We start from the raw sequence: 22,922 nt of genomic DNA on the forward strand, positions 1-22,922 counted from the left end.
AGTGAGCAGGTGGCCGCTTGCTGCCAGTCCCTCAACAGGGCGACTGATCACCCAACCGACGTTAAACGCGAAGCTGACATCCGGCACCGCATCGGCGTCAAAGACGCGACCCCGCACCAGGTCTACGAGTCCCTCACCACAGTCGACGGCCTCGCCGCGTGGTGGACCACCGACACGAAAGAGGCCGGCGGCGTACTTCAGTTCCGTTTCCTGCAGGGCGGCTTCGACATGAAGGTGCTCGAGGCGAGGCCGGGCGAACACGTGCGCTGGGAAGTGGTCGACGGCCCCGAGGAATGGATCGGCACCACCGTCGACTGGCGGCTGCGTCAGGACGGTGACTACACGATCGTCCTGTTCGAACATCAGGGTTGGCGCGAACCCGTCGAATTCATGTCGCACTGCAGCACCAAATGGGCGTCGTATCTGCTCAGCCTCAAGTCACTCGGGGAGACCGGCCGCAGCGCTCCCGCCCCCGACGACGTACAGATCAGCAACTGGCACTGACGAGGCCGCCACCGAGCCCAGCAACGCCAGGGCCTCGGCCGCGGCGGTGCCGGGCTCGGCCTGGTAGACGATGAGCTGCTGGCCCCCGGCGCCGTCGACGGTGAGCGAGTCGTAGGTGAGGGTCAGCTCGCCGACCTCGGAATGGTGCAACCGCTTGGCCTCGTGCGATTTTCCCCGTACGTCATGACGGGCCCACAGACGGCGGAACTCCGGGCTTTCCGCGGCGAGCTCGTCGACCAGCTCGGCGTCGGTGAGCCCACCGGCGGCCGCGCGCAACGCGCCCAGGCTCGAGCGGGCGACCTGCTCCCACTCCGGATAGAAGGTCCGCGCGTGCGGGCTGAGGAACACGAAGCGTACGAGATTGGGCTGGTCCTGCTCGAACACCGGGGCGAACAGGGCCCGGCCCAGCGGGTTGGCGGCCAGCACGTCCATCCGCCCGTCGACGATCAGGGCCGGCGTGTGCAGCCAGCCCTCCATCAGGCGCAGCAGGCTCGGCCGGACGGTCTCACGAGCCGCCGGGCGTACGCGCTCGGGGCGGGCCAAACGGTGCAGATGCGCCCGCTCCTGATCGTCGAGGCGCAGGGTGCGGGCCAGCGCATCCAGCACCTGCTCCGACGGATGCTGCTCGCGCCCCTGCTCGAGCCGCGTGTAGTAGTCGGTGCTCACTCCGGACAACTGCGCCACCTCTTCGCGGCGCAGCCCCGGGGTGCGGCGCCGGCCCGACGAGCTCACCCCGGCCTGCTGCGGGCTGGTCAGCTCGCGCCGGGCCCGCAGGAACGCGCCGAGCGGGTGGGTGCCGTGCATAGGACCAACTTACCCAGGGTGTGACTCACCCTGCCTGGGCGCCGCCGGAACCAGGACCGTGGATCCTATGGAAACCACACCCAAGGTCGTCCTGGTCACCGGGGCCAGCAGCGGGATCGGCGAGGCCGTCGCGCTGCGCCTGGCCGGCGAAGGACATCAGGTGGTCGCGGGCGCCCGCCGCCGCGACCGGCTCGAAGCGCTGGCCGACAAGCACGACAACATCCGCGTACGGCATCTCGACGTCACCGACCGGGCCGGCGTCGCCGCGTTCGTCGACGAGGCCGGGGCCGAGTTCGGCCGGGTCGACGTGCTGGTCAACAACGCGGGCCTCATGCCGCTGTCCCGCCTCGACGCGCTGCTGGTCGACGAGTGGGACCGGATGCTCGACGTCAACGTGCGGGGCCTGCTGCACGGCATCGCGGCCGTGCTGCCCGTCTTCCATCGTCAGGGCGGCGGCCACCTGGTCACCGTCGCCTCGGTCGGCGCGCACGAGGTGGTGCCGACCTCCGCCGTGTACTCGGCGACGAAGTTCGCGGCGTGGGCGATCACCGAGGGCCTGCGCCTGGAGGCCGACCCGAGCCTGCGCGTCACCACGATCACGCCGGGCGTCGTCGAGTCCGAACTGGCCGAGACGATCAGCGACCCGGTCGCCCGCGACGCGATGAAGCACTACCGCCGCAACTCGATCCCGCCCGACGCGATCGCCCGCGCCATCTCGTACGCCCTGGACCAGCCCGCGGACGTCGACGTCAACGAGATCATCGTCCGCCCGACCCGACAGCGAGGCTGACATGACCAACCCGTACGTCGGCATGTGGGTGACCGCCGACAACCATATCCGCCAGGAGCTGCTGCCCACCGGCCGCTACGACGAGGCCCGCGGCCGCCGCTCCAGCGCCTACACCGGCCGCTACGAGATAACCGGCACCCACATCAACTACTGGGACGACACCGGCTTCACCGCCGACGGCCACTTCGACGGCGACATCCTGCACCACGGCGGCTACGTCTTCTACCGCGAGGGCAGCCCGGCCCACCGAGGAGCCGGTTCAGGACCGCGGCGCTGATTCGGCGCGTCACCGCCACCAGTCGTCGAGCGGGGTGACGGGAAGGGCCCTCTTGTGCCGGGTGGCCCGGAACGTCGCTTCGATCCGGGCCGCCACCTCCGGTGTCACCCCGGCGCCTTCGAGATAGTCGTCGATCTCGTCGTAGGTCAGTCCCAGGGCCACCTCGTCGGGCAGGGCGGGCCGGTCGTCCTCCAGGTCGGCCGTCGGAACCTTCTCCCAGGTGCTGCGAGGAGCGCCCAGCTCGCGCAGCAACGCGGCGCCCTGCCGCTTCGTCAGTCCGGTCAGCGGTGTCACGTCGGCCCCGCCGTCGCCGTACTTGGTGAAGAACCCGGTCACTGCCTCGGCGGCGTGGTCGGTGCCTACGACCAGCATGTTGAGCTGGCCGGCCAGGGCGTACTGGGCCACCATCCGCTCGCGGGCCTTGATGTTGCCGCGCACGAAATCGCGCAACTGATCCTGGCCCAGGGCGGCTGCCGTACGGGCGGCTATCGCGTCCGAGCTGGGCTTCACGTCCAGCGTGAGGGAGCGGTCGGGCTGGATGAAGGTGAGCGCGATCTGAGCATCGGCCTCGTCGGCCTGCACGCCGTAGGGCAGCCGGACCGCGACGAAGGTCGCCGGCGTCCCGTCGGCCCGCAGTTCGGCGCAGGCCATCTGGCACAGCCGGCCGGCCAGAGTGCTGTCCTGGCCACCGCTGATCCCGAGGACGTATCCGGTGCCCGGGGTGGACCGCAGGTACTCCTTCAGGAAGCTGACTCGGCGCCGGATCTCCTCCGCGACGTCGATGGACGCCTTGACGCCGAGCTCGGCCGTGATCCGTTCACGTAGATGGCCCATCGACGTACTGTATGTGGGGATTACTGCGCGCCCGAACGGGGAGAGCGGAGCGACGCGACCAGCTGCCAGAAGGCTGGACCGCGGCGGGCGGACGAGGTGAACATCCGGATGACTCCGGCGATCAGCAGCAGGTCGGCCAGTGGGTAGGCGATGGTGACCAGCCGGGCCTCGACCGGCATGTCCGGGCTGATCAGGTCGCGCAGGAACAGCAGCCAGATGCCGAGCCCCAGCCCGGCCGTGACCATGAGCGTGTCCAGGATGCCGGCCCGGTCCCGCCGCCACGACAGGCCGTCGACCAGCCGCATCAAGCCGATCAGCAGCAGCGGATAGCACAGCAGCCACAGGGCGTCGGCCGCCGACGGGAAAGGCACCGCGCCCCGGGTCAGATAGGCCGACATGATCACGTTGCCGGCCCCGCCGGCCGCGCTCATGATCAGCAGCAGGATCCAGGGCAGCGTACGGGCCGGCCGGTTGAACCGGACACCGAGCGCGACAGCGGTGATAGTCAGCGCCGGGTAGATGTACGTCACCGACCCGGCGCCCAGCGACCCTTCCGGGACGATGATCCGCGCTATCGTCAGCCCGACGGCGATGATGCCGTATCCGATCCACACCCTGCGGATCACGGAAGTCACCACATCATCGTTATCGGTGCCCACCCGCCGAAACTGAGACCGGGGCGCGTCAGTTGGTGCCGAGACCTTTGTCGAGCACGGTGGCTGAGACCTTGACGGTCTTGGAACGGACCGGCCCTTGGCCGCCTACCGTGTAGAGCGCGTAGGTGTGGGTCTCCTTGCTGCCCACCTCGCCGCTGCACGAGAACTGGAACTCCTGCGAGCCCGTGAGCTCGACCGGCCCGTACGTGCCGGGGGTGTTGGTCGGGTCGTCGACCGAGAGAGCTCCGCCGGTCGCCCCGGTGATCTTCCACTCGATGATCAGCGGAACCGGGTCGGCGCGGAAGACGGCCGTGCCCTCCGCGCATTTCGGCTTCTGGGCGATGCGCAGATAGACGATCCGAGCTTTGCGTACGGCCGGCTTCTTGGCCACCGGCGACTTGGCGACAGCGGGGGTGGTGCCGGGAACCGGCGACGACCCGGCGGCCGAGCGGACGACGTCGTCGGAAGCGATGGGGGCTGCGCATCCGGACAGCGTCAAGACGCCGAGCAGAAGGGCAGAGGCGGCGGTCGACTTACGATATCGGTTCACATCGAGAAGGGTGAGCGGGACCGCCAAAGAAACGCTAAAGACTCGGAGCACGTCCAGGGCTACGAGCCGATGTCATACCCCGCCGTTACCCTGGGTCAACGGCAACGCGAGGATAAGACTGCACATGATTGATGTCCAAGAATTCGCCCGGCGGCTCAGCAGCCTGGGGGCCGAGGCGTTCACCAGCGACGACGTCGTGGATCTGGCCACGGCGGCCGACGTCCGCATGAGCGCCGACCTAGAGATCGATGCCGCTCTGGCGCAGCGCCTGCTCGACCAGGTCTCGCCCCCGCCGGCGGTCACGGGAGCGCAGATCGTGGCTTCGCAGTGGCCGCCACCCGTGTCGTCGCGGCCGGCCGCACCGGCGGTGTCGTTCTCGAGTCCCGGCGCGGTCGACGGCCCGGCTGATCAGCCGGGCCGCCCCCGTCGTTCCGGGCCGGTCCGCAACGGCCGGCGCCCCACCTCTCGACGGCCCGGCCGGTAAGCGTTCCTGGCCGGGGTTACCCAGACCCCTGATCAGCTCGCGGTGACAGTGCCCAGCGGGCGCGTGCGCAAGGTCTCGGCCCGGCGCTTCTCGCCCTCGCGGTCCAGGTTCAGCCCGGACCGGGTCGACGCCGCGCAGTTGGTGTCGGGCGGCAGAACGCCGTCGACCAGCCAGGCGGTGCCGATGTCGAGGGCGCACGGGTTGTCGCCGAAGACGTAGACGCCGTGCTGGTTCTCGTCGACGGTGACCAGGCGGGACCGGTGCGCGAACTTCTCCCGGATGATCTGCCCGCCCCGCAGCGGCGTGCCGGCGTCCCGCCGGTTCTGCAGGATCAGGACGTTGGCCGGCCCCCGGTCGTTCACGGCGACCTGCGGTTCACCCGGTCCGAGCGACCAGAAGGCGCACGCGTTGATGTTGGCCGCGGCCGCGCCGAACATCGGGTACTTCACGCGGTCCTGGGCAACGCTGCGCCGGTAGACCCCGACGTTGCTCGGCCACTCACTGTCGTTGCAGGTCACGGCCAGGAACGCTGAATAGAAATTGGAGTACGGGCTGGGCGTCGCCGCCGGCTGCGGGCCGGCTGTCACCGCGCCGGCGTTCTTCACCTGCTGCCAGGCCCGGGCCAGCGCCGGGTAGCTGGACTCGCTGTACAGCGCCCCGAAGGTGTTGACCCGGAACAGGGAGCCGTCCACACCGGGCAGCGGCTGCTTGTCGAGTCGCTCGGCCAGCGTGAAGTAGGTCGCGCGGACCTGTGCCGGCGTGCGGCCCAGGCCGTACGAGGTGTGCCGGCTCGCCGCCCACCGGGCGAAGCCCGGGAACGCCTGCTCGAAGCCCAGCCCGAAGCGGCGCACCCCGGCCCGGGTCAGGGCGGTGTCACCGGCGTTGCTGTCGATGATGACCCGGTCGGTGGTGCGCGGGAACATCGAGGCGTAGGCGGCGCCGAGCGCCGACCCGTACGAGTAGCCGAGGAAGCTGGCCTTCCGCTCGCCCAGCGCGGCCCGGATCCGGTCCAGGTCGCGAGCGGTGTTGGCCGTCGAGATGTGCGCCATCCGGCCATCGGTGTCGTGGGCCGCGCACTGCTCGGCGACGGCTCGGGCGGCGGCGGCCTGCTCGAGCACCGCCGCGTCGTCCTCGGCCCACGGCGGCACGTTGCCCGGGTAGCCCTGCTCGTTGGTGAATCCGCAGTCGACCCGGGCCGAGTAGCCGACACCCCGGGGATCCATGCCGATCAGGTCGTACGCGTCGGTGACGCCGGCCGGAACACCCAGGCTGACCAGGTCGTGCGGCATGGTCAGGCCCGAGCCGCCCGGGCCGCCCGGGTTGAGCAGCAGCACACCGCGCCGCTTCTGGGGGTTCGTGCTGGGGATGCGCGACACCGTCAGGTCGATCTGCGTGCCGTCCGGTTCCTGGTAGTCCAGCGGCACCGTCACGGTTCCGCACTGCACCTCGGGGGCGGCCGCCGCGATCGGAGCCGGGCAGGCGCCCCACTCCACCGGCCCGGTGTCGCCGCCGACGGCTACGGCGGGCGCTGCCGCCAGCGACCCGGTGAGTCCGAGCGCGACGGCCAGAGCCAGTCCACGTCGCATGCCATTTCGTCGATTCATTCCTGCAGTGCAGCCCGTGTTCCCTGCACATGGTCAAGAGGGCCCACCCAGGTGTCGCCGTCACCAGTATTAGCGTTTGATGGTGTCGGCTACCTGTGGGAGGAAGCTGTGAGTCACGAAGCTGCACCGGAAAGCGTCGCTCAGGACGTCCTCGACGATCTGCGGGCCCGCCTGCGGGCGTTCCGGCCGGTTCCCCTGCCGGGCGGGCACGGCTGGGAGCGGGGCGTCGACCCGGACTACCTGGCCGAGGTCGTCGCCTACTGGGCGGAGTCGTACGACTGGCGCGTCCACGAGGAGCGGATCCGGCAGTTGCCCTGGACAGTGACCGCCACCCGGGCGATTCACCAGCGTTCCGAGCGCGCCGATGCCACGGCCGTGCTGCTGCTGCACGGCTGGCCCGACTCGGTGCTCCGTTTCGAGCGCGTCCTGCCGCTGCTCAGCGACCACCACGTGGTCGCGCCGGCCCTGCCCGGCTACCCGTTCGCCACCCCCGTTGCCGAACAGGGCATGTCATCCGACGAGATGGCCGGCGCGGTCGCCGGCACCATGGCCGCCCTCGGCTACGACCGGTACGTGGTCTCGGCCGGTGACGTGGGCGCCAACGTCGCCGAGGCGCTGACCGCCCGCCACCCCGACCGCGTCGCCGCGCTGCATTTCACCGACGTGCCCCAGCAGCACTTCCGGTTGGATCCGCCCACCGACCTCTCGGAGACCGAGCGGGCCTACGTCGAGCGCGGCCGTGACTGGCAGGCCCGCGAAGGCGGCTATTCCCACGAGCAGGCCACCAAGCCGCACACGCTGGCCGTTGCTCTGGGTGACTCGCCCGCCGGGCTGGCCGCTTGGATCGTGGAGAAGCTGCGCGGCTGGACCGACTGCGCCGGCGACGTCGAGTCCGTCTTCACCCGCGACGAGCTGCTCACCTGGATCACCGCCTACTGGGTCACGGGCGCGATCGGGACGTCCTTCACCCCGTACGCGACCGCGCGCGCCCGATCCACCCGCCTGACCCCACCCGCGGTCTTCACGATCTATCCGCACGATCTGGTCAACGCCCCGCGCGAGTTCGCCGAACGCTTCTTCACCGTCCACACGTGGCGGGACGAGCCGGCGGGCGGCCACTTCGCCGCGTGGGAGCAGCCGGCCCGCTACGCCGCCGCCATCCACGAGGCCACCCAGCTGGCCGAACCGTAGTCCGGATCCCTGCGTAGCGGTTGGCGATCGCGCAACGAGTGCAGTGGGAGGTTTTGTTCCGGCGCTCCGAGGTCAAAACTGGGTGATGCCCTCCGTCACCTCGCACGCCCGGGGCGCGGCCTCTCGCGCCGCCGGCAACACCTGGCTCGAACGGCTGACCCGTGCGGGTTTCCTCGGGTACGGCGTACTCCATCTCCTGTTCGCCTACGTGATCGTGCAGATCGCCTTCGGCAGTCCGGCCGCCGACGGCGACCAATCCGGCGCGATGCACAAGGTCGCCGAGGAGCCCTTCGGTGCGGCGCTGATCGCGATCATGGTGATCGGCCTGGTCGCGATGGCGGTCTGGCAGATCCTCGAGATCTTCACGGTGCGCCGCCACCTCGAACGGGCCGCCTCTGCCGTCCGTGCCGCGTTCTATCTCTATCTGGGCTGGAACGGTGTGAAGGTGCTGCGCGGCAAGAACACGTCCAGCGCGGACACCCAGCAGAACGCGACCGAGGGCCTGCTCGGCTCCGGCCCGGGCCGGCTCACCGTCGTCGGTGCCGGGCTGGTGGTCGCCGGGATCGGCATCGGCCTGGCGATCGTCGGCCTGACCCGGAGGTTCGAGAAGCACCTGAAGGTCGGACAGATGACTGCCGCGATGCGTCGGCTCATCGTTCGGCTGGGCATGCTGGGCTACATCGCGAAGGGAATCGCGTACGCCATCGCCGGTGTGCTGTTCGTGGTGGCTGCCGTGCAGTACGACTCGGACAAGGCGCGGGGTCTGGACGCCGCGCTGCGGGCATTGTCCGATCGTAGTTATGGCATGTGGCTGCTGCTGCTGGCCGCGATCGGCTTCGCCGCGTACGGATTGTTCGCGGTAGCGGAGGCCCGCTACCGCAAGGTCTGAGGCCCCTTCGCCGCCCGCGACGGACTGAGCGCGAGCCGGCAAGTCCGGTGCGGAATTCATGGCAGCCAGCGCAAGGGGCCTGGGCGGATGTCCCACCACATTCGGCGCCACCATGAGCGGCGGGCGCGAAGTTCGCCGGCGTACGCGACGGCCTGCTCCCCGGCCTTGGTGGCCTGGGTGTCGTCAGCCGAGCCGGGCGCGAAGCCGACCGTATTGATGCCGGCCACCAGCTCGTCCAGCGGCGGCATCTCGCCTGCGGCGGGCTCCGGCACCGCCTTGCGCAGCCGCTTGCGGGGTGGTTCCGGTTTGCCCGCGTACGCCGCCGCCTCCGTCGCCGCCAGATGCGGGGGCACCGGCTGCCCGGCCAGCCGCAGCGCGTCCCGGAATTCGGCCCACGCCCCCGCGATCCGGTCGTCGGGACTGCCCGCGAACAGCCGCCGCCGGCGCAACGACCGCCGCATGACCACGACCGCCCCCGCCGCCGCGACCAGCAACAGCAGCACCGACCCCGACGCCCCGCCCGCCACCACCACCGCGGACGGCCCCTGGCCCGGCTGGGCCGCTAGTGCCGCCGGCGGCCCCGACGATGCGGGAGTCTCCGAGGGCGGCGGCGGCTCCGACGGCGGCGTCGGCGGCTTGGTCGGTTTGGGGGTGAAGTCCTCCTCGACCGGTCGCGGGTTCTTGTCCTTGGGCATCGGGTCGAACGCCACCCACCCCAGCCCCTCGAACAGCACCTCGGGCCACGCGATCGCACTGCCCGCGGTCACGATCCCGCCCGCCGCCGGGGCGTCGAACCCGACCACGACCCGGCTCGGCAGCCCGGTCAGCCGGGCCAGCAGCGCGAACGACGCCGCGAACTGCTCCGACGTGCCCACCTGACCGCCCTGCTGGCGCGGACCGAACAGGAAGAAGTTGAGGTTGGGGAACGCATGCCCGCTCGGCGCGTCCGCGACTTTGCGGTAGTGCTCGGCCAGGAACTCCTCGATCGTGATGGCCCGGTCGAACGCGGCCCCGTTGTCCTCGGCCAGCTGGTCGGCCAGCCGCTGGATCTGCTCCGGGATCTCCGTGCCGCCCACGGTGAGATAGCGGGCCACCGCGTCGCCCGAGGGCACGTCCGCGGTCGGCAGCAGGTTGAGGTCCGGCATCTGCAGTTCGGACGTCACCGCGTACCGCAAACCTGGTTGTAGCCCCTCGGGGCGGATCATCGTGCCGGTGGCCGCGTCGAACGCCACCCGCGCCCCGTCGACGCCGGTCGGGGTGGGCACGACGGGCAACAGCCGCCCGGTCAGCCCGTCGACGATGACGGTCTGGCGCACCTCGGTGATCTGCGCGTCCGGCATGCGCGGCTGAGCGGGCAGGATGCGTCCCGCGTTGCGATACGTCGCCCCGACCCGCCACGTGATGCCGTCGTAGTCGGGCAGCACCGCGAGTCGCAGCCGCAGTCGTTTGCCGGGCGAGGCGGACGCCTTCGACACCTTGAGCAGCGGTTCCTTCGGCGTGAGGGCCCAGCCCGAGATGCGGTTGAGCGGGCTCTCGTCGAGGCTGTCGACCTGCGGCGGCTCGACGTACTGCCGCGGATCCACCGGCGTCGACCCGACCCGCCCACCGATCCACGGCCCGACCGCCACGATCAGCACCAGCACCGCCGCGAGTCCCGCTCCGGCACTCATCAGCGCCCGGCCCCGGACCTTGGTCGGTGGGGCGCCGTCCGGCGCGACGGCGTCGACCGTTGGGGTGCCGTCCTGCGTGCCGGCAACGTCGGTCGGTGGGGTGCTGCCGCGCGCGCTGGCGGCGAGGGCCACCACCGCCAGCGCCGTGAAGATCAGGGTGGTGGTGCCCGCCGCGTCCGCGTTCGGCCCGACGACGTACAGGGCGCCGCCGTAAAGGCCGGCTACCGGTACGAGTCCCAGCAGCACCCGCCCGGCCCGGACCGCCACCTCGGCCGCCGTCAGCCCGACCAGCCAGGCCGCGACCACCGGGACGACCACGGTGTCAGGGGTCGGGTCGACCGGGATCAGCGCCGTGAGCAGCCGCGGGATCCCGTTCTCGAGGCTGTCCCGGATGATCTTGGTCAGCGGGCCGGTCAGCTCGGCCTGATCGGCTGCGATGCGCAGCGCCAGCGCGGTGTAACCGGCCAGCAGCAGCGCCGACAGCGGCGCCACCACCCAGTTGGGCAGCCGCCGGCAGGCCAGGCTGAGCCCGACCGACCCCACGGCGGCCCCGGCCATCAGCTCGAGCAGCAGCGGCCCGGCGAAGATCCGCCCCAGCACCACCCCGGCCAGCGAGATCATCCCGGCCAGCGCCGCCGCGACAACGGCAGCCCGGATCCACCTCACCATCCGCGACCGCCGTCCCGGGCGGGCGTCCGCTTCACCATCCGCGGACTCCGTCCCAGGCCACGGCGAACTCGGCGCCGTCGGCCGCCTCGATGACGATCAGGCCCTCGCCGGACGAGACGGGCGCGCCGTCGCGGTCGCCGAACAGCCCCGCCATCACCACCGGATACGGCCCGCGCAGTGCGCTGACCGCGCCGAGATCGCCCCGCCCGCCCGGTCCGGTGAGGAACACGAGCGTGTCGCCGAGCCGCTGGGCCCGTACGCGTCGCAAGGTCGCGGCCAGATCACCCGGCCGCAGCGTCGCCTGCGCGAGAACGTCGAGGTAAGGCCCACTGGCCACATCGGTGACCAGGTGCAGGCTGACCGGGATGTCCTCACGCGCCGCCGCGGCCACGATGGAGGCCGCCGCCTCGCACGCCACCTCGAACGAGTCGGCCGTCCCGTCCTTGTGCTCGGGGTGCGCGGCGGCGCGATCGTCGAGCAGCACGACGATCGTCGGCTCCGAGGTGTCGAGCTGCTCGCGCACCATCAGCTCACCGACCTTGGCGCTCGACCGCCAGTGCACCCGCCGCAGCTCGTCCCCGATCACGTACTCGCGCAGCGCGTCGAACGTGATCGTCCCGTGCGGCACCTTGTCGATCCGCCCGTCGAGGCTGCGGGCCATCCCGGCCGGCACCGCCCGCAGCAGGTGGATCCGGGGATGCACCCACACTTCAGCCGGCCCACCGTACGTACGGGACAGTGTGACCAGCCCCAGCGGGTCGCCCCGGTTGACCCGCAACGGCCCGACCGCCACGATGCCGCGCCGGCTGGTCGGCACCGGGTAGCCGACGGTGGTGTCCCGCCCCGGCCGCAAGCGCAGCAACGGCACCGGAACCGTTCGGTTCCCGCACCGATCCGTGGCGACGAGGTTGGCCGCCCGCAGCCGGCTGGTGTTGCGCACGGTGAGCGTCATCCGAGCGGCTTCACCCCGTGCGACCCGGTCCGGCTCGGCAACCCGCTCGACACCCAGCCCAGGCCGCCACGAAGCGAACGCCACCGCACAGACGAGCGCGACCCCCGCCGCCGCCCCCAGCACCGCCAGATCCGGGTAGCCGTAACGGAATCCCGCGGCCAACAACCCCAGTGCCGCCACCACGATCCCGAATCCGCGAGCCGTGACCCCCGTCAGCTCACGCCACCGACGGATCCCATCCCTGACCCCGGCCGAAGTCCCGCTCGTCATTTTCAGAACTGCGTCGGCTCGACCTTGCCGTCCGGATTGCGGCCCGCGGGCGGCTTTCGCGTTCGACCGGCGGGCCGCCGCCCCAGTGCCAGGCGCGGCCGCACCACCGCCGGGCTCGGTTTGTCTCGCGCCAGGGCCGGCCCCCGCGCCGACGTCGTCCGGTGACCGGAAGCTGTCGCCGCCGGTGGGGGAGGGGCCGCCGCCGGTCGGCGGAGCGCTGCCGACCGGCAGCGGCGGCTCTCCGGGGGCGGCGGACGTGCTCACGCCCCGGCCGTGACTCGGGTGGTGTCGGGCAGCGGCACCGGGACCGACCGCACCGCGTCCGCCAGCACCTCGGCTGCTGTCACCCCGCGCAGCTGCGCGTCGGCCGACAGCAGAACGCGGTGCGCGAACACCGGCTCGATCAGCGTCTTGAAGTCTTCCGGCAGCACGTACCCGCGCGCGTTGATCAGCGCGTACGCGCAGGCGGCCCGGGTCAACGCGATCACCCCACGCGGACTGACCCCGACCCGCACCTGTGGATGGTTCCGGGTGGCGGCAGCCAGCCTCACCGCGTACGTATAAAGCGGGTCGGCGATATGCACCCGGGTCGCCATCCGCACCATCTGGCCGACCACGTCGGTGTCGGTGATCGGCTCGATCGCGTCGGGGGAGCGCAGGGCCGCCCCGCGCAGCACCTCGACCTCGACGTCCTCGCTCGGATAGCCCACCGACAGCTTGACCAGGAACCGGTCGAGCTGCGCCTCGGGCAGCCGGTAGGTGCCGTCCATCTCGACCGGGTTCTGCGTGGCCACCACCAGGAACGGCTGCGGCACCGGGTGCGGCACGCCGTCCACGGTGACCCGGCGTTCCTCCATGACCTCGAGCAGCGCCGACTGCGTCTTGGGCGAGGCCCGGTTGATCTCGTCGGCGATGACGATGTTGGCGAACACCGGCCCCGGGTGGAACTCGAACCCGCGCGAGGCCTGGTTGAAGATCGTCACGCCGGACACGTCGGAGGGCAGCAGGTCGGGCGTGAACTGGATGCGCCGCCACTGCCCCTGGATGGACGCCGCGAGTGCCCGGGCGAGGGTCGTCTTGCCCACGCCGGGCACGTCTTCGAGCAGCACGTGCCCCTGCGCGAACAGCGCGGTGAGCGCGAGCCGCACCACGTCCGGCTTGCCCAGCACGACCGCGCCGATTCTCTCGGCCAGCGCGGCCGCCACCTCGGCGAAGCCGTGAATGTGCTGCGGTGGCAGTGGTTCCGTCACTTTCGATACCCCGTAGATCGGCTCAGCAGGTCGGCAGGTTGTTCAGGTTGTCCCCGCCCTCGAGGTTCAGCCACGCCCACGGGATGTAGTTCTTGCCCTCGTAGTTGACCTGCACCCACCAGGTGCTGCGCTTGTCGCTGTTGTAGATGTAGGCGTACACCGACTCGCCGGACTTCTTGCAGTACGCCTGCAGCCGCGTCCCCGGTTTGGCCCAGCCGACCTGCCGGTCGTCGTCCTGCTTGGCCACGCTGAAGATCTCGTTGCCGTTGCGCCCGTCGCGGTCCTTGTCGCAGTACGTGGCGGTCTCGCCGTTCTCACCGTTCTTGCAGGTCGCCACGCCGAACAGCGCGTCCGTGGTGGCCGTGGTGGTCGCCTTGACCGTGCCCGCCGCGTTCTTGGCCGTGACCGTGAACGTGTACTTGGTGCTCGGCTTCATCCCCGACAGCTTGATCCCGGTGCAGGAACCCGCCACCGCGGCGATGCCGTTGGCCGAGGCCGAGCAGCTGGCCGTGCCGCCGCCGGCGTCCACGCTGAACCGCACCGTGGCCGTGTTGAACGTCGGGTCCACCCCGGTGACCGTGATCCGCGGCAGCGCGACGGTCTTGGCGGTGGCCGTACCCGGTTCGCTCTCGCCGGCCTCGTTGACCGCGCGCACCTCGACCGCGACCGTGGCCCCGGAGTCGAACCCGGTCAGCGTGGCCGCCGTGCCGTCGGTGACGTCCAGGCTCTTGTCGCCCGCGCTGACCACGTACTTGGTGATCGGCCGCCCGTTGTCGGCCGACGGCTGCCACGCCACCGAGATCGAGCCGGCCTGGTCGCCCGCGGTGGCCGCGTCGGTGCCCTCGGGCTTGCCCGGCTTGGTGAACGGCACGACGCTGCCGCTGACCGGCGACGCTTTCGATCCGGCGCCGCGCTCGTTGACCGACACCACCATGAACGCGTACTGCTTGCCGTACTCGAGCTCGCCGTCCTTGATGGTCAGCGACGCCTCGGTGGCCTCGCCGACCGGGGCGCTGCCGCCCTCGCTGATCGCCGTCACCGTGTAGCGGCGGATCTCGAGCCCCTGCCCGTTGGCCGGCGGCCAGCTGACCACGACCGACCCGTCCGGCTTGGCCTCGGCGGTCACCGCGGTCGGCGCATCGGGCACCTCGGACGTCGGCTTCACCGCGTTGCTCGTACGGGCCGGGCCCTGACCCTTTTTGTTGACCGCACGCACCGCGAACTCGTAGGTCTCGCCGTTGACCAGCCCCGTCACGGTCAGCGCGCGCTGGTCGGCGCCGACCTGGAAGGTGCGCCCCGCTCCCGCCACGACGTACCGGGTGATGGTCGCGCCGTTGTCCCGCGCCGCCTGCCACGTCACCCGCGCCTCGGCGTTGCCGGCCGCGGCCCGCACGTTGCGCGGCGCGCTCGGCTTGGTGACCACCGGCTTCTTCGGCTTGGGCGGCGGCGGGGGAGCCTCCGGCGGAGCGGGCGGCGCGTCCCCGCCGAGCACGTCATCGGCGTACTTGTCGACGGTCCGCACCCCGTGCGAGCCGTCCACGACGCGCGCCGTCGACGAGCCCGGCGCGTTGATGAACAGGTAACCCTCGCGGACCTCGAGCTCGAGCGGCCAGCCCGGGTTCTTGAAGCCGATGTCCTTCTGCCGCTTGCCCGCCGAGTCGAACACGCGCACCGAGCCGGTCGCGTCGGCCACGTAGAAGAAGCCCTCCCAGGCCACGGCCGGCTGCAGGTTCTCGCCGTCACCGGGGACGGCGAAGTCGCTGCGGAACCCGTCGTCGCCGGCCACATAGACGTGCCGCGCGTCGGGCACGGTCACCGGCACGCGATTGCCGTCGGTGTGCGGGGCGAGAGTGCCCGGCCCCGACAACGGCAGCGTGACGCTGGTGGGAGCTGGTTCGCCGCCCAGCACGGTGTGCAGCTTGTTGTTGGTGCGGTCGAGCACGGCCACACCGTCCTCGAGGGTCGACAGCGTGAGGTCGTGCGACGGCTCGGCGACGGTCTCCGTACGCACGCGCTGGGGTTCGGTCTTGACCGGCCCCGACGGTGAGGTGGCGGCCGGTTTGATCCCGGTCACCGTGCCCTCGCTCGGCGACGCCACCCACAGCGTGCCCTTACCGTCGAACACGCCACCCGCGACACCCGGCGCGAACCGCAGCGGATTGCCCACTTTGTTCAGCGTGCCCGGGTCGAGCTGCTGCACCTGCCCCTGCACGGTGTCGATCACGAACACGGAGTCCTCGTGCAGCGCCACCCGCACCCCGATGCCCGAAGTGGAGGACGCGCTCCAGAACTCCTGCAGAGTCGTCAGATCCATCGACCCGATCGCCCCGGTGTTGACGTCGCGCAGAATCACGAACCGGTCGTTCTGCACTATCTGCACCTGATGCCCGCGGGCTTTAGGAACATCGACACGCGTGTCGACCTTGGCCGTGACCCCGTTGATGCGCGCGATCTCGCCCTTGGCCTTGCTCCAGACCCACGACGCGGAGTCGAAACTGGCCACGGCCTGATCGGCCGACCCCAGCCCCAGCACGGTCAGCGCGAGACCCCCGGCCAGACTCAGGACAGTGCCCATCGTGACCAGATAGCCCCGGCGCCGACGGCGCTTCGGCTGGTCGATAGTCACCTCGTCTGCGCTGGTCACTGCCGTTTCCTCCCCGTTGGAACCCGGAACGCAGGCCATCATAGGGGAGTGCGGCAGGCGTCGATACCCGCTGTGGATAAGTCCGGTAGCACTGAGTGATCATCCTCTCCGGAGAGTCACGGAGATCTATCGTGGAGTAGCCGAAGCCCGACTCGTGCAGGCCTGAGGCGATGTAGCGAACTTGTCGCCGCTGTACACGGCGACAACCGCGAAGCAGTAGTTCACGGTGGAGTTCAGCCCAGTCATCTCGAACGATGTCTGCCCAGGTCCCAGCGTCCCCACCGGCTTCAATTCCTGCCCCGGCCGCCCCATGATGACCATGAAGGACACCGAAGACTCCGTCGGATCCTCCCACCCCACGGTGATCACCGCCCCTGAATCCCGCAGCCGCACATCAGTAGGAGCCGGCCCCGCCAGAGTTGGCACATTGTCAGTGTCAGACGAGTCACCCGAACGGCTGGCCAGCACGAACACCAACGCCGCCACAGCAATCACAGCCGCCAGAACCGCGGCGACAGCCGCAAAAACCCCGAGCCCCTTACGCCCCGTCGCTGGGGAGTACGGGCCAGAACCCTCAGACGGGTACGCAGGCGCGAACACTTCCCGAGTCCCCGGCACCTCGTAGTGCCCCGACCCGCCGCCCGAAGCCGCCCCCGGGCCGAACCCCGCATAGGGATCCCCCGTGCTCGGCCCACTCGGATACCCCACTTCCCCACGCAGCGTCCCGCCATAGGCGTCGCCGGCCACCGGGGGATAGGTGTGCCCCTCGCCGTAGGGCTGGCCAAGCTCGCCAGCAGGCGCCACACCTCTCTGAAGCGGCGCCGCCAGTCCGCCCTGACCAGGGCCAGCATGAGGTCCATACGTGGAGGCCGGCCCGTGGCCGTCGAAGGGTGCCCCCGGATAGGACGGCGGGCCGCCGGACTGTGGGTCGCTGAACGGCCGGCCACTGGACGGCAAGGCGCTGGACGGGTAGCCGCTGGACGGCGGGGCGCTGGACGGCAAGGCGCTGGACGGGTAGCCGCTGGACGGCGGGGCGCTGGACGGCGGGGCGCTGGACGGGTGGCCACTGGACGGGTGGCCATTGAATGGCGAGGCGCTGGAAGGCGGGGGGCTGGATGGCTGGGCGCTCGGCTCGGACCGCTGGGTCGGCACCGCAGGCCCAGGCGTCGGCATCTCCGCCGGATGAGTCGGCCCAGGCTGCTGCCGCGCGCCCCACAGCCCTCCGTCAGCCGCCCGCGGACTATCGACCGGCGGCGTAACCCCCGGCTCCCTGCCCGCCACCCGGGCGGTTGGCGGCACAGCCTGAAACACCGTCGTCGGCGCATCCCCCGGCCCACGCGGAGCCGGCACCCCCGAGCCGCCCAGTTCCGGTCCTAGATAGGCCTGAGCACGAGCAACCGCCCAGTGCCCTGCCCCCAACACCCCCGGCCCCAGCTCAGCAACTCGCGAGAACGCTTTACGAGCTTCATGCCGATTCCCGAGCTCCTCAGCCACAACCCCGATGTCATGCGAGATCTGCAGCATGAGCGGATCAGAATCCCCCAGCCGCCACTGTCCCGCAGCGAACGCATCCTCGAGCACCCGCCGAGCACCCATCGGATCGTCACCCTGCTGAAGCACTTTCCCCAGCTCATAAGCAGTGACCAGAACATCCGGATCATCCTCAGCCAGGTTGATCTTCCCCAGCTCAACCGCCTGCTCAAGCAGTTGTCGAGCCCCCGCCCAATCCCCAGAAGCAAGAAGAGCGGAGGCCCGCTGCCGAGCAGGCGCAAGAGGCGAAGGCTGAGACACGAAAGCCATGCTGCCCGCAACACACCCCCCAGGCCACCCCACCCCACCCAATCCGGGCGTATGCCCCCTTTTGTCCCCACCCCCACCCTCCCTGCAACCCCCACCGAAGGCCGTGTAAAGTTCTCTCCTGTGCGGCCCGCTGGGACGCCGACCAAGGTCGGCCCTCAACAGGCAGCAATGCAGGTCCGGGTGGCGGAATGGCAGACGCGCTAGCTTGAGGTGCTAGTGCCCTTTATCGGGCGTGGGGGTTCAAGTCCCCCTCCGGACACATCACAGTTACACGATCGATGTCAGTCGATCGAATCTCGGCCAGGACCGTTCGGGTTCCTGGCCGGTACTGCATCTGGAGCCCGATCCGCGCGTAGACCTCGGCGCGGTCGTGCTGGTCGGCTTGCCTGAGCAAGCCGAGGAGCCCGCCCAGGGCCTCGACGATCGCGGCGATCCGCTCCTCGCTCATCCGTTCGGGTAGCGCTTCGGTAAAGCCGAGCCGTGCCTGCGCTGCCTTTTTGATCGCGGTTGTCTCGCTGATCCAGCCGGCCACAAGTGTCGGGTCCCCTCCGGCATCGAGGGTGGCCCTGTATCGGGCGATCTTGGCGTCGCAGTCGTTGATCGTCTCGCGCAGCTTGGGCGCTTCGTCGTGCTGTTGATGCTGGGCGAGCGCGGCGCGGTGGCTGGCATCGGCGATGCGGTGAAGCATCTTGGTCAAGTTGTCGCCTCTTAGCTCTTCGCTGAGGAATCGGTCGACCGGGTCCGTGATCGACTCTTGTCGGAGGTAGAGGACGGGTGGGTGCGCGATGCCGTGCTGGCCCATCTACCTGGAAGAACAGAACACCGCCGCCCACACTCTGCAGCAAGCCTTGCTGACCAGGCTGCCCCAGACGGAGCAGATCCGGCTGGCCGCCCGCTACCTGCCCGCCCACCACGGCGACCTCATCGGCGGAGACTGGTACGACGCGATCGCCCTCCCGGGCGGCCGGCTCGCCCTGGTCATCGGCGACGTGTCCGGGCACAACCTCATCGCCGCCGCCTCGATGAGCGAGCTACGCAGCATGCTGCGCGGATTCCTGATCGAGCGCGTCGACACCCCGTCGGCCATGCTGGAGCGCCTCGACCGTGCCAGCCATGCTGGAGCGCCTCAACCGTGCCAGCCATGCTCTGGGCGCGAACACCATCGCTACCGTGTTGCTGGCCTATCTCGACCGGCAGAACGACGGGAGTCATGTCCTGCAATGGTCCAACGCCGGACACCCTTCCCCGAGCGTGCTGACCGCCGATGGCCGTGTCATCGAACTGCCGGGCACTGACCCGCTGCTCGGTGCCCGGCACCGTCACCCCCGGAACACCCATCATCACCAGCTGGCGCCCGGTGCCACGCTGCTGATGCATACCGATGGACTTGTGGAGACCCGCGACGGCGTCATCGACGACGGGTTCGCCCGGTTGCGACAGTTCCTCAGCGGCCAAAACGATGTCACTCCCGCCACTCTGGCTGACCAACTCGTCGATTACGCCGACACCCGCATCCGCGAGGACGACGTCGCCTTGATCATCGCACGACCGCGCTGACCGATGCCCACACCGATCATCCAGAATCAGCCCTCCGCACCAGCACCGCCTAGTTCGCGCCGAAGGGGTGTGAACGGGCGATCCAGTGGGACGAGGACGTGACGGTCTCCCCACGCCGGCTCACCCGCTTCATCGGCCCGCTGGTGTCGATCGCGGGCCGGTTCGGCTTCAGCGCCACCTTGCGATCGTCCGCCGAGGATGTCGGAAAGCATCGGTAGCTGTCACCGCAGCACATGCCGATATCATCGGCGGCGCGGTGCCAGCAGTCCGCGTGCCGGGACTGAGAAGACCTGGGCCGGGCGGGCGCCGTGCCGGCGCAGGATGGCGTTCGCGGCGATGGTGGCTGAGGCGGCCGAGCGTTCCATCAGGGCGCACGGGAACGGCATGCGAACCCAGTCGCCGGCCAGGAACAAGCCATCGGAGGCGGTGGTCACGCCGGGGCGTGTGGCGTCGCTCCCCACTCCGAACGACGGAGCGTCGTAGCCGATCCGGCTGTCGCGGTCGACCGTTGCCAGCCGGCCCGCCTCCGGCCAGATCCCGGACAGCTGCGACCACATGTCATCGGCCGCGGTGTCCGCGTCGATGCCGGGCTTGGCGGCGTACGCGTGCAGCTCCACTACTGCGCCGCCGGTGCGCTGGGCCCACTGGGCCGCGCCGCGTTCGACGCGGTGGAACAGGCTCACCGAGTCCAGCAGGGGCTCGCCGCCGACACCGCTGAAGACGGCCCTGCTCGCGGCGACGTCCCGGTCGGTCCAGAACCGGCTGACCGCGTACGGGGCGGTGGTCGTCACGGTTTTCATCCGGCTCGTCAGATCGCCGGGCAGGTCGGGGGAGGCAGCGATGATGCTGCTCGCGGACGCCGGGTCGGTGGCCAGCACCACGTGGTCGGCCCGGATCTCGGCGCCGCCGGTGAGGGTGACGGTCCAGCCGGGTTCGATGCGGTCGACGGTGGCGCCGGTGCGGATCTCGCCGCCCAGAGCTTGCAGCCGCGCGCTCAAGGGCCCCCAGATAGCCGTCTGGTAGTCGTCGTCCGGCGCGTCGAAGTCCAGGCCCTCCGGGTTGCGCAGGAAGTAGAAGTGGAACTGCATGATCATTTCTGCGGCGGACATCTCGGTCGCCGGGTTGAAGAACGAATGGGCGAACACGTCGAACAGCAGTGCCCGGGCCCGGGCGGGCATCGCCAGGCGGTCGAGGAACTCCGCCGCCGACAGGTGGTCGAACTCGCGGTAGGTCGCGGCCCGGGAAAATCGCACCAGCGCCAGCGAGGCCGGTCCGTCGGCGCCCCGCAGCTCGGACAACGGCAGGCTGGGGGAGCGGGCCATCAGGGCGAACAGATTCCATGGTGGGCGGCCCGGCAGTCCGCCGAAGTTCTCCTCGGGCCAGGCCCGCGACAGCACGGGATAGCCATCAGCTGGGCGTAGGAACGACAGCGACGGGTCAATGCGTCGCAGAATGTTGCGCCAGTTGTAGTACTGCCGGAAGAAGGCGTGGAACCCGTGGCCGACCATCTGGGTCGAGCCGTCGGACAGCCGCTTCGGCCACGCCGCCAGCCGCCCGCCCAGCCGCTCGTCACGTTCGAGCAGTGTCACGGCGACGCCACGCTCGGCCAGCAACAATGCTGCCGTCATGCCGGCAATGCCACCGCCGGCCACCACCGTACGCACCGGGTGGCCGATCACACGTGGCAACGAGCGGTCGACACGGACCAGACGACGGGCGTGGCGGCTGGTCAGGGCGGTTCGTCGGAGGAAATGCATGCCTCAAGATTCCCAGGCGGTCCGGTTCCAAGCACCGGATGCGCGGCGATCTTGCGCGCTCGAGGTCAGGGTCAGATTGCCGCCCTGCACGCCGAACAGGGAGCCGTCGGTGAGCGTGAGCCAGCCGTCGGTGCCGCGCAGCCCGAAGCGGAACGTGGCGTCCTCGGGTGCGATACCGCCGAGGACGTCGGCTGCAACCACGGCCCCGGAGGTGGTCCGGGCGAGCACGTCGACGTGATCGGGGACCTCCCGCGTCGCCTTCCCGCCGGTGTCGGCCAGGGCGGGGTACGGCCACAGCGTCTCGGCGCGCGCGTCGACTTCCGTGATGTCGCCGAGCAGGGCCTCCACGATGTCGAGGGTGTGGGCGGACGTGATCGTGAGCAGGTTGGCCCCGGACGCCGGCATCTCGAAATACTCATATGACGAGGCGGTCACCGGGCCGAAGCCGACGAGGTGGCCACCATCCGGGCGTTTCAACGGTCGGCCGATGCCGCCCTCGGCGATCACCTGCGCGGCCCGCCGCACGGACGGGTCGGGCCAGCCCTGCAAGCCGATCGCGCTGGGCGGGAACCGGCGGCCGAGGCAAGCGTGCGGGTCTCGGCGGGTGACACCCCGAGCGGCGCCTCGCAGTAGACGACCTTCCCGGCGTCGAGGGCGGCCAGGCCAGCAACGCGTTGCTCGACGCGGTCCTGGGCGACGTGTTCGAGCCGGGCACCTCGTTCGCGCTGTGGCTCCTGCTCGATCCGGCCGCCGGCGAACGGATCCTCAACGGGGATGACTTTGCCCGTGCGGCGGTGGGTGGGCTGCGTTACGAGACCGGCCAGCATCCGCAGGACCGCCGGCTCACCGAGCTCGTCGCGGAACTGCGCGACCGGGCCCCGTACGTGGCTCGGTGGTGGGACGACCAGAGCGTCACCGACTGATCGTCGGTGACCAAGCGCTTGGTCCACCCGTCGGCCGCCCGCTCAAGTTCGACATCGAAGCGGTCACCCTGTCCCACTGTCCCGATCAGCGGCTGGTGATTTACACCGTACAGGTCGGTACCTCCACCGCCCGCGTCCTCGCGCTGCTCAGCAGCTGGCCCGTCGAGCCGCTGCCTGGGTCTGAACCAGGATTCTGCCCGGGGGCGGCCGGGCGAGCCTAGAGTCACGACGGCCAACTTCCGCTGCGAGTCTCCGTCCTTTCTGTCTCCGACTTCGGTTGTTGGGGGCTGTCGTCGCGGAGGCGGAGGCCATCGACCGCCCGCACCGCCCAGCTGGGACTCGACGATCAGGCGAGCAGGCCGGCCGTTCATCACCCGCTGGGCGCCGGACAGTTCGTCCGGTAGTGCGTCGATGCGCCGGCCGCCGCTTTCGGCACCGCTGGCCAGGACGTCGTTCTGGGTCTGTAATGCGTCACGCGCGTGCCGGGGTATGAAGCCCGGACTGGGTAGGACCGAGTTCAGCGCGATCGTCGGCGAGGCCGGTGGCCTCGGCGGCCCGGAAGACTTCGGCGCTCGACAAGTTCCAGCAATTCGCTAATAGACCGGGCGCGTAGGTGGCGATCTGGCTCGTCACCGGGCCGAGCATGGGCCGCGTGGCGCCGACGGCCCGGCCGCCGACCACCAGCAGGCCGGCGTCGGCCGCGGCCCCGAGCAGGACAGGCACGGGACTGCCGACCACTGCCGTGCCGTGGGTCCGCGCGTCAGGCGCGGCCGACTGCGCCTGCAGCACGGCCGCGTCCAGGACCACCGCGGCCCGCTCCTCGGCGGTCCGCAGCAGGTCGCTGCGG

Annotated in this window: 20 protein-coding genes, 1 tRNA gene and 2 pseudogenes; 10 read left to right on the top strand and 13 right to left on the bottom strand. The window is 70.6% G+C overall.

Annotated elements, in window-relative coordinates; genetic code table 11:
* Nucleotides 1–504, top strand: a 504-nt coding sequence (locus M1L60_RS45825) for an SRPBCC family protein (protein WP_253243917.1), incomplete at its 5' end; no start/stop codon positions are given.
* Here M1L60_RS45825 and M1L60_RS45830 read toward each other — a convergent pair.
* Nucleotides 439–1,308, bottom strand: coding sequence for a helix-turn-helix transcriptional regulator (locus M1L60_RS45830; RefSeq protein ID WP_253243918.1), 870 nt, complete (start codon nucleotides 1,306–1,308; stop codon nucleotides 439–441). The two genes, M1L60_RS45825 and M1L60_RS45830, sit on opposite strands and share 66 nt — an antisense overlap.
* 67 nt (nucleotides 1,309–1,375) lie before the next feature.
* Here M1L60_RS45830 and M1L60_RS45835 point away from each other — a divergent pair, with 67 nt between their 5' ends.
* Together M1L60_RS45835 and M1L60_RS45840 are read left to right on the top strand one after the other, a co-directional pair.
* Nucleotides 1,376–2,098, top strand: a complete 723-nt coding sequence (locus tag M1L60_RS45835) for an SDR family oxidoreductase (RefSeq protein ID WP_253243919.1) — start codon at nucleotides 1,376–1,378, stop codon at nucleotides 2,096–2,098.
* A 1-nt stretch (nucleotide 2,099) separates the two neighbouring features.
* Nucleotides 2,100–2,375 (top strand): Atu4866 domain-containing protein, encoded by a 276-nt coding sequence (locus M1L60_RS45840; RefSeq protein WP_253243920.1) that lies wholly within the window; start codon nucleotides 2,100–2,102, stop codon nucleotides 2,373–2,375.
* Nucleotides 2,376–2,384: 9 nt separating this feature from the next.
* Here the strand turns inward: M1L60_RS45840 and nadE are convergent, their stop codons facing one another.
* Genes nadE through M1L60_RS45855 form a run of 3 tightly spaced genes read right to left on the bottom strand, consistent with a single transcriptional unit; the run spans nucleotide 2,385 to nucleotide 4,415 of the window.
* Nucleotides 2,385–3,209 carry an NAD(+) synthase gene (gene nadE / locus M1L60_RS45845; RefSeq protein WP_253243921.1) on the bottom strand — a complete coding sequence of 275 codons (825 nt, stop codon included), beginning with the start codon at nucleotides 3,207–3,209 and terminating at the stop codon, nucleotides 2,385–2,387.
* Nucleotides 3,210–3,229: 20 nt separating this feature from the next.
* Entirely contained in the window at nucleotides 3,230–3,835 is a 606-nt protein-coding gene (locus tag M1L60_RS45850) for a hypothetical protein (protein WP_253243922.1), read from the bottom strand.
* Nucleotides 3,836–3,893: 58 nt separating this feature from the next.
* Nucleotides 3,894–4,415: a hypothetical protein gene (locus M1L60_RS45855; RefSeq protein ID WP_253243923.1), complete on the bottom strand. Its 522-nt coding sequence runs from the start codon at nucleotides 4,413–4,415 to the stop codon at nucleotides 3,894–3,896.
* A 124-nt stretch (nucleotides 4,416–4,539) separates the two neighbouring features.
* Between M1L60_RS45855 and M1L60_RS45860 the strand changes: the two genes are divergently transcribed.
* A complete protein-coding gene (locus M1L60_RS45860) occupies nucleotides 4,540–4,899 on the top strand; it encodes a hypothetical protein (protein ID WP_253243924.1) in 360 nt (119 codons plus the stop codon).
* A 32-nt stretch (nucleotides 4,900–4,931) separates the two neighbouring features.
* On the opposite strand, the gene M1L60_RS45865 is transcribed toward M1L60_RS45860, so the two are convergent.
* Complete coding sequence (locus M1L60_RS45865; protein ID WP_253243925.1) at nucleotides 4,932–6,485, bottom strand: alpha/beta fold hydrolase; 1,554 nt, start codon at nucleotides 6,483–6,485, stop codon at nucleotides 4,932–4,934.
* Nucleotides 6,486–6,611: 126 nt separating this feature from the next.
* Between M1L60_RS45865 and M1L60_RS45870 the strand changes: the two genes are divergently transcribed.
* Both M1L60_RS45870 and M1L60_RS45875 read left to right on the top strand, forming a co-directional pair.
* Nucleotides 6,612–7,694 carry an epoxide hydrolase family protein gene (locus M1L60_RS45870; protein WP_253243926.1) on the top strand — a complete coding sequence of 361 codons (1,083 nt, stop codon included), beginning with the start codon at nucleotides 6,612–6,614 and terminating at the stop codon, nucleotides 7,692–7,694.
* 85 nt (nucleotides 7,695–7,779) lie between these two features.
* Nucleotides 7,780–8,583, top strand: a complete 804-nt coding sequence (locus M1L60_RS45875; RefSeq protein WP_253243927.1) for a DUF1206 domain-containing protein — start codon at nucleotides 7,780–7,782, stop codon at nucleotides 8,581–8,583.
* Nucleotides 8,584–8,639: 56 nt separating this feature from the next.
* On the opposite strand, the gene M1L60_RS45880 is transcribed toward M1L60_RS45875, so the two are convergent.
* The 4 genes from M1L60_RS45880 to M1L60_RS45895 all read right to left on the bottom strand — a co-directional run bounded on the left by M1L60_RS45880 (nucleotide 8,640) and on the right by M1L60_RS45895 (nucleotide 15,969).
* A complete protein-coding gene (locus M1L60_RS45880) occupies nucleotides 8,640–10,922 on the bottom strand; it encodes a transglutaminase TgpA family protein (protein WP_253243928.1) in 2,283 nt (760 codons plus the stop codon).
* Between the two features lie 31 nt (nucleotides 10,923–10,953).
* Nucleotides 10,954–12,144: a DUF58 domain-containing protein gene (locus M1L60_RS45885; RefSeq protein WP_253243929.1), complete on the bottom strand. Its 1,191-nt coding sequence runs from the start codon at nucleotides 12,142–12,144 to the stop codon at nucleotides 10,954–10,956.
* 260 nt (nucleotides 12,145–12,404) lie between these two features.
* A complete protein-coding gene (locus M1L60_RS45890; protein ID WP_253243930.1) occupies nucleotides 12,405–13,394 on the bottom strand; it encodes an AAA family ATPase in 990 nt (329 codons plus the stop codon).
* Nucleotides 13,395–13,416: 22 nt separating this feature from the next.
* Nucleotides 13,417–15,969: a fibronectin type III domain-containing protein gene (locus tag M1L60_RS45895; protein ID WP_253243935.1), complete on the bottom strand. Its 2,553-nt coding sequence runs from the start codon at nucleotides 15,967–15,969 to the stop codon at nucleotides 13,417–13,419.
* A 2,043-nt stretch (nucleotides 15,970–18,012) separates the two neighbouring features.
* Here M1L60_RS45895 and M1L60_RS45900 point away from each other — a divergent pair.
* A tRNA-Leu gene (locus M1L60_RS45900) sits at nucleotides 18,013–18,097 on the top strand.
* On the opposite strand, the gene M1L60_RS45905 is transcribed toward M1L60_RS45900, so the two are convergent.
* Entirely contained in the window at nucleotides 18,062–18,535 is a 474-nt protein-coding gene (locus M1L60_RS45905; protein ID WP_253243931.1) for a hypothetical protein, read from the bottom strand. The genes M1L60_RS45900 and M1L60_RS45905 overlap by 36 nt on opposite strands.
* 88 nt (nucleotides 18,536–18,623) lie before the next feature.
* Here M1L60_RS45905 and M1L60_RS48450 point away from each other — a divergent pair.
* Both M1L60_RS48450 and M1L60_RS45910 read left to right on the top strand, forming a co-directional pair.
* Nucleotides 18,624–18,905: pseudogene (locus tag M1L60_RS48450) on the top strand (PP2C family protein-serine/threonine phosphatase); the annotation flags it as partial.
* Nucleotides 18,906–18,951: 46 nt separating this feature from the next.
* Nucleotides 18,952–19,395 (top strand): PP2C family protein-serine/threonine phosphatase, encoded by a 444-nt coding sequence (locus tag M1L60_RS45910; protein WP_253243932.1) that lies wholly within the window; start codon nucleotides 18,952–18,954, stop codon nucleotides 19,393–19,395.
* 242 nt (nucleotides 19,396–19,637) lie between these two features.
* Here M1L60_RS45910 and M1L60_RS45915 read toward each other — a convergent pair whose 3' ends face one another.
* Together M1L60_RS45915 and M1L60_RS45920 are read right to left on the bottom strand one after the other, a co-directional pair.
* Nucleotides 19,638–21,152: an FAD-dependent oxidoreductase gene (locus tag M1L60_RS45915; RefSeq protein WP_256518787.1), complete on the bottom strand. Its 1,515-nt coding sequence runs from the start codon at nucleotides 21,150–21,152 to the stop codon at nucleotides 19,638–19,640.
* A gap of 3 nt (nucleotides 21,153–21,155) precedes the next feature.
* Entirely contained in the window at nucleotides 21,156–21,701 is a 546-nt protein-coding gene (locus M1L60_RS45920) for a Gfo/Idh/MocA family protein (protein WP_253243933.1), read from the bottom strand.
* A 125-nt stretch (nucleotides 21,702–21,826) separates the two neighbouring features.
* Here M1L60_RS45920 and M1L60_RS45925 point away from each other — a divergent pair, with 125 nt between their 5' ends.
* The gene (locus tag M1L60_RS45925; protein WP_253243934.1) at nucleotides 21,827–22,075 is read left to right on the top strand and encodes an MmyB family transcriptional regulator; all 249 of its coding nucleotides are present in this window, start codon (nucleotides 21,827–21,829) and stop codon (nucleotides 22,073–22,075) included.
* Nucleotides 22,076–22,546: 471 nt separating this feature from the next.
* Here the strand turns inward: M1L60_RS45925 and M1L60_RS45930 are convergent.
* Nucleotides 22,547–22,922: pseudogene (locus tag M1L60_RS45930) on the bottom strand (hypothetical protein); the annotation flags it as partial.

The sequence above is a fragment of the Paractinoplanes aksuensis genome, from assembly GCF_024137025.1.
In the GTDB taxonomy this organism is placed as follows: Bacteria; Actinomycetota; Actinomycetes; order Mycobacteriales; family Micromonosporaceae; genus Actinoplanes; species Actinoplanes aksuensis.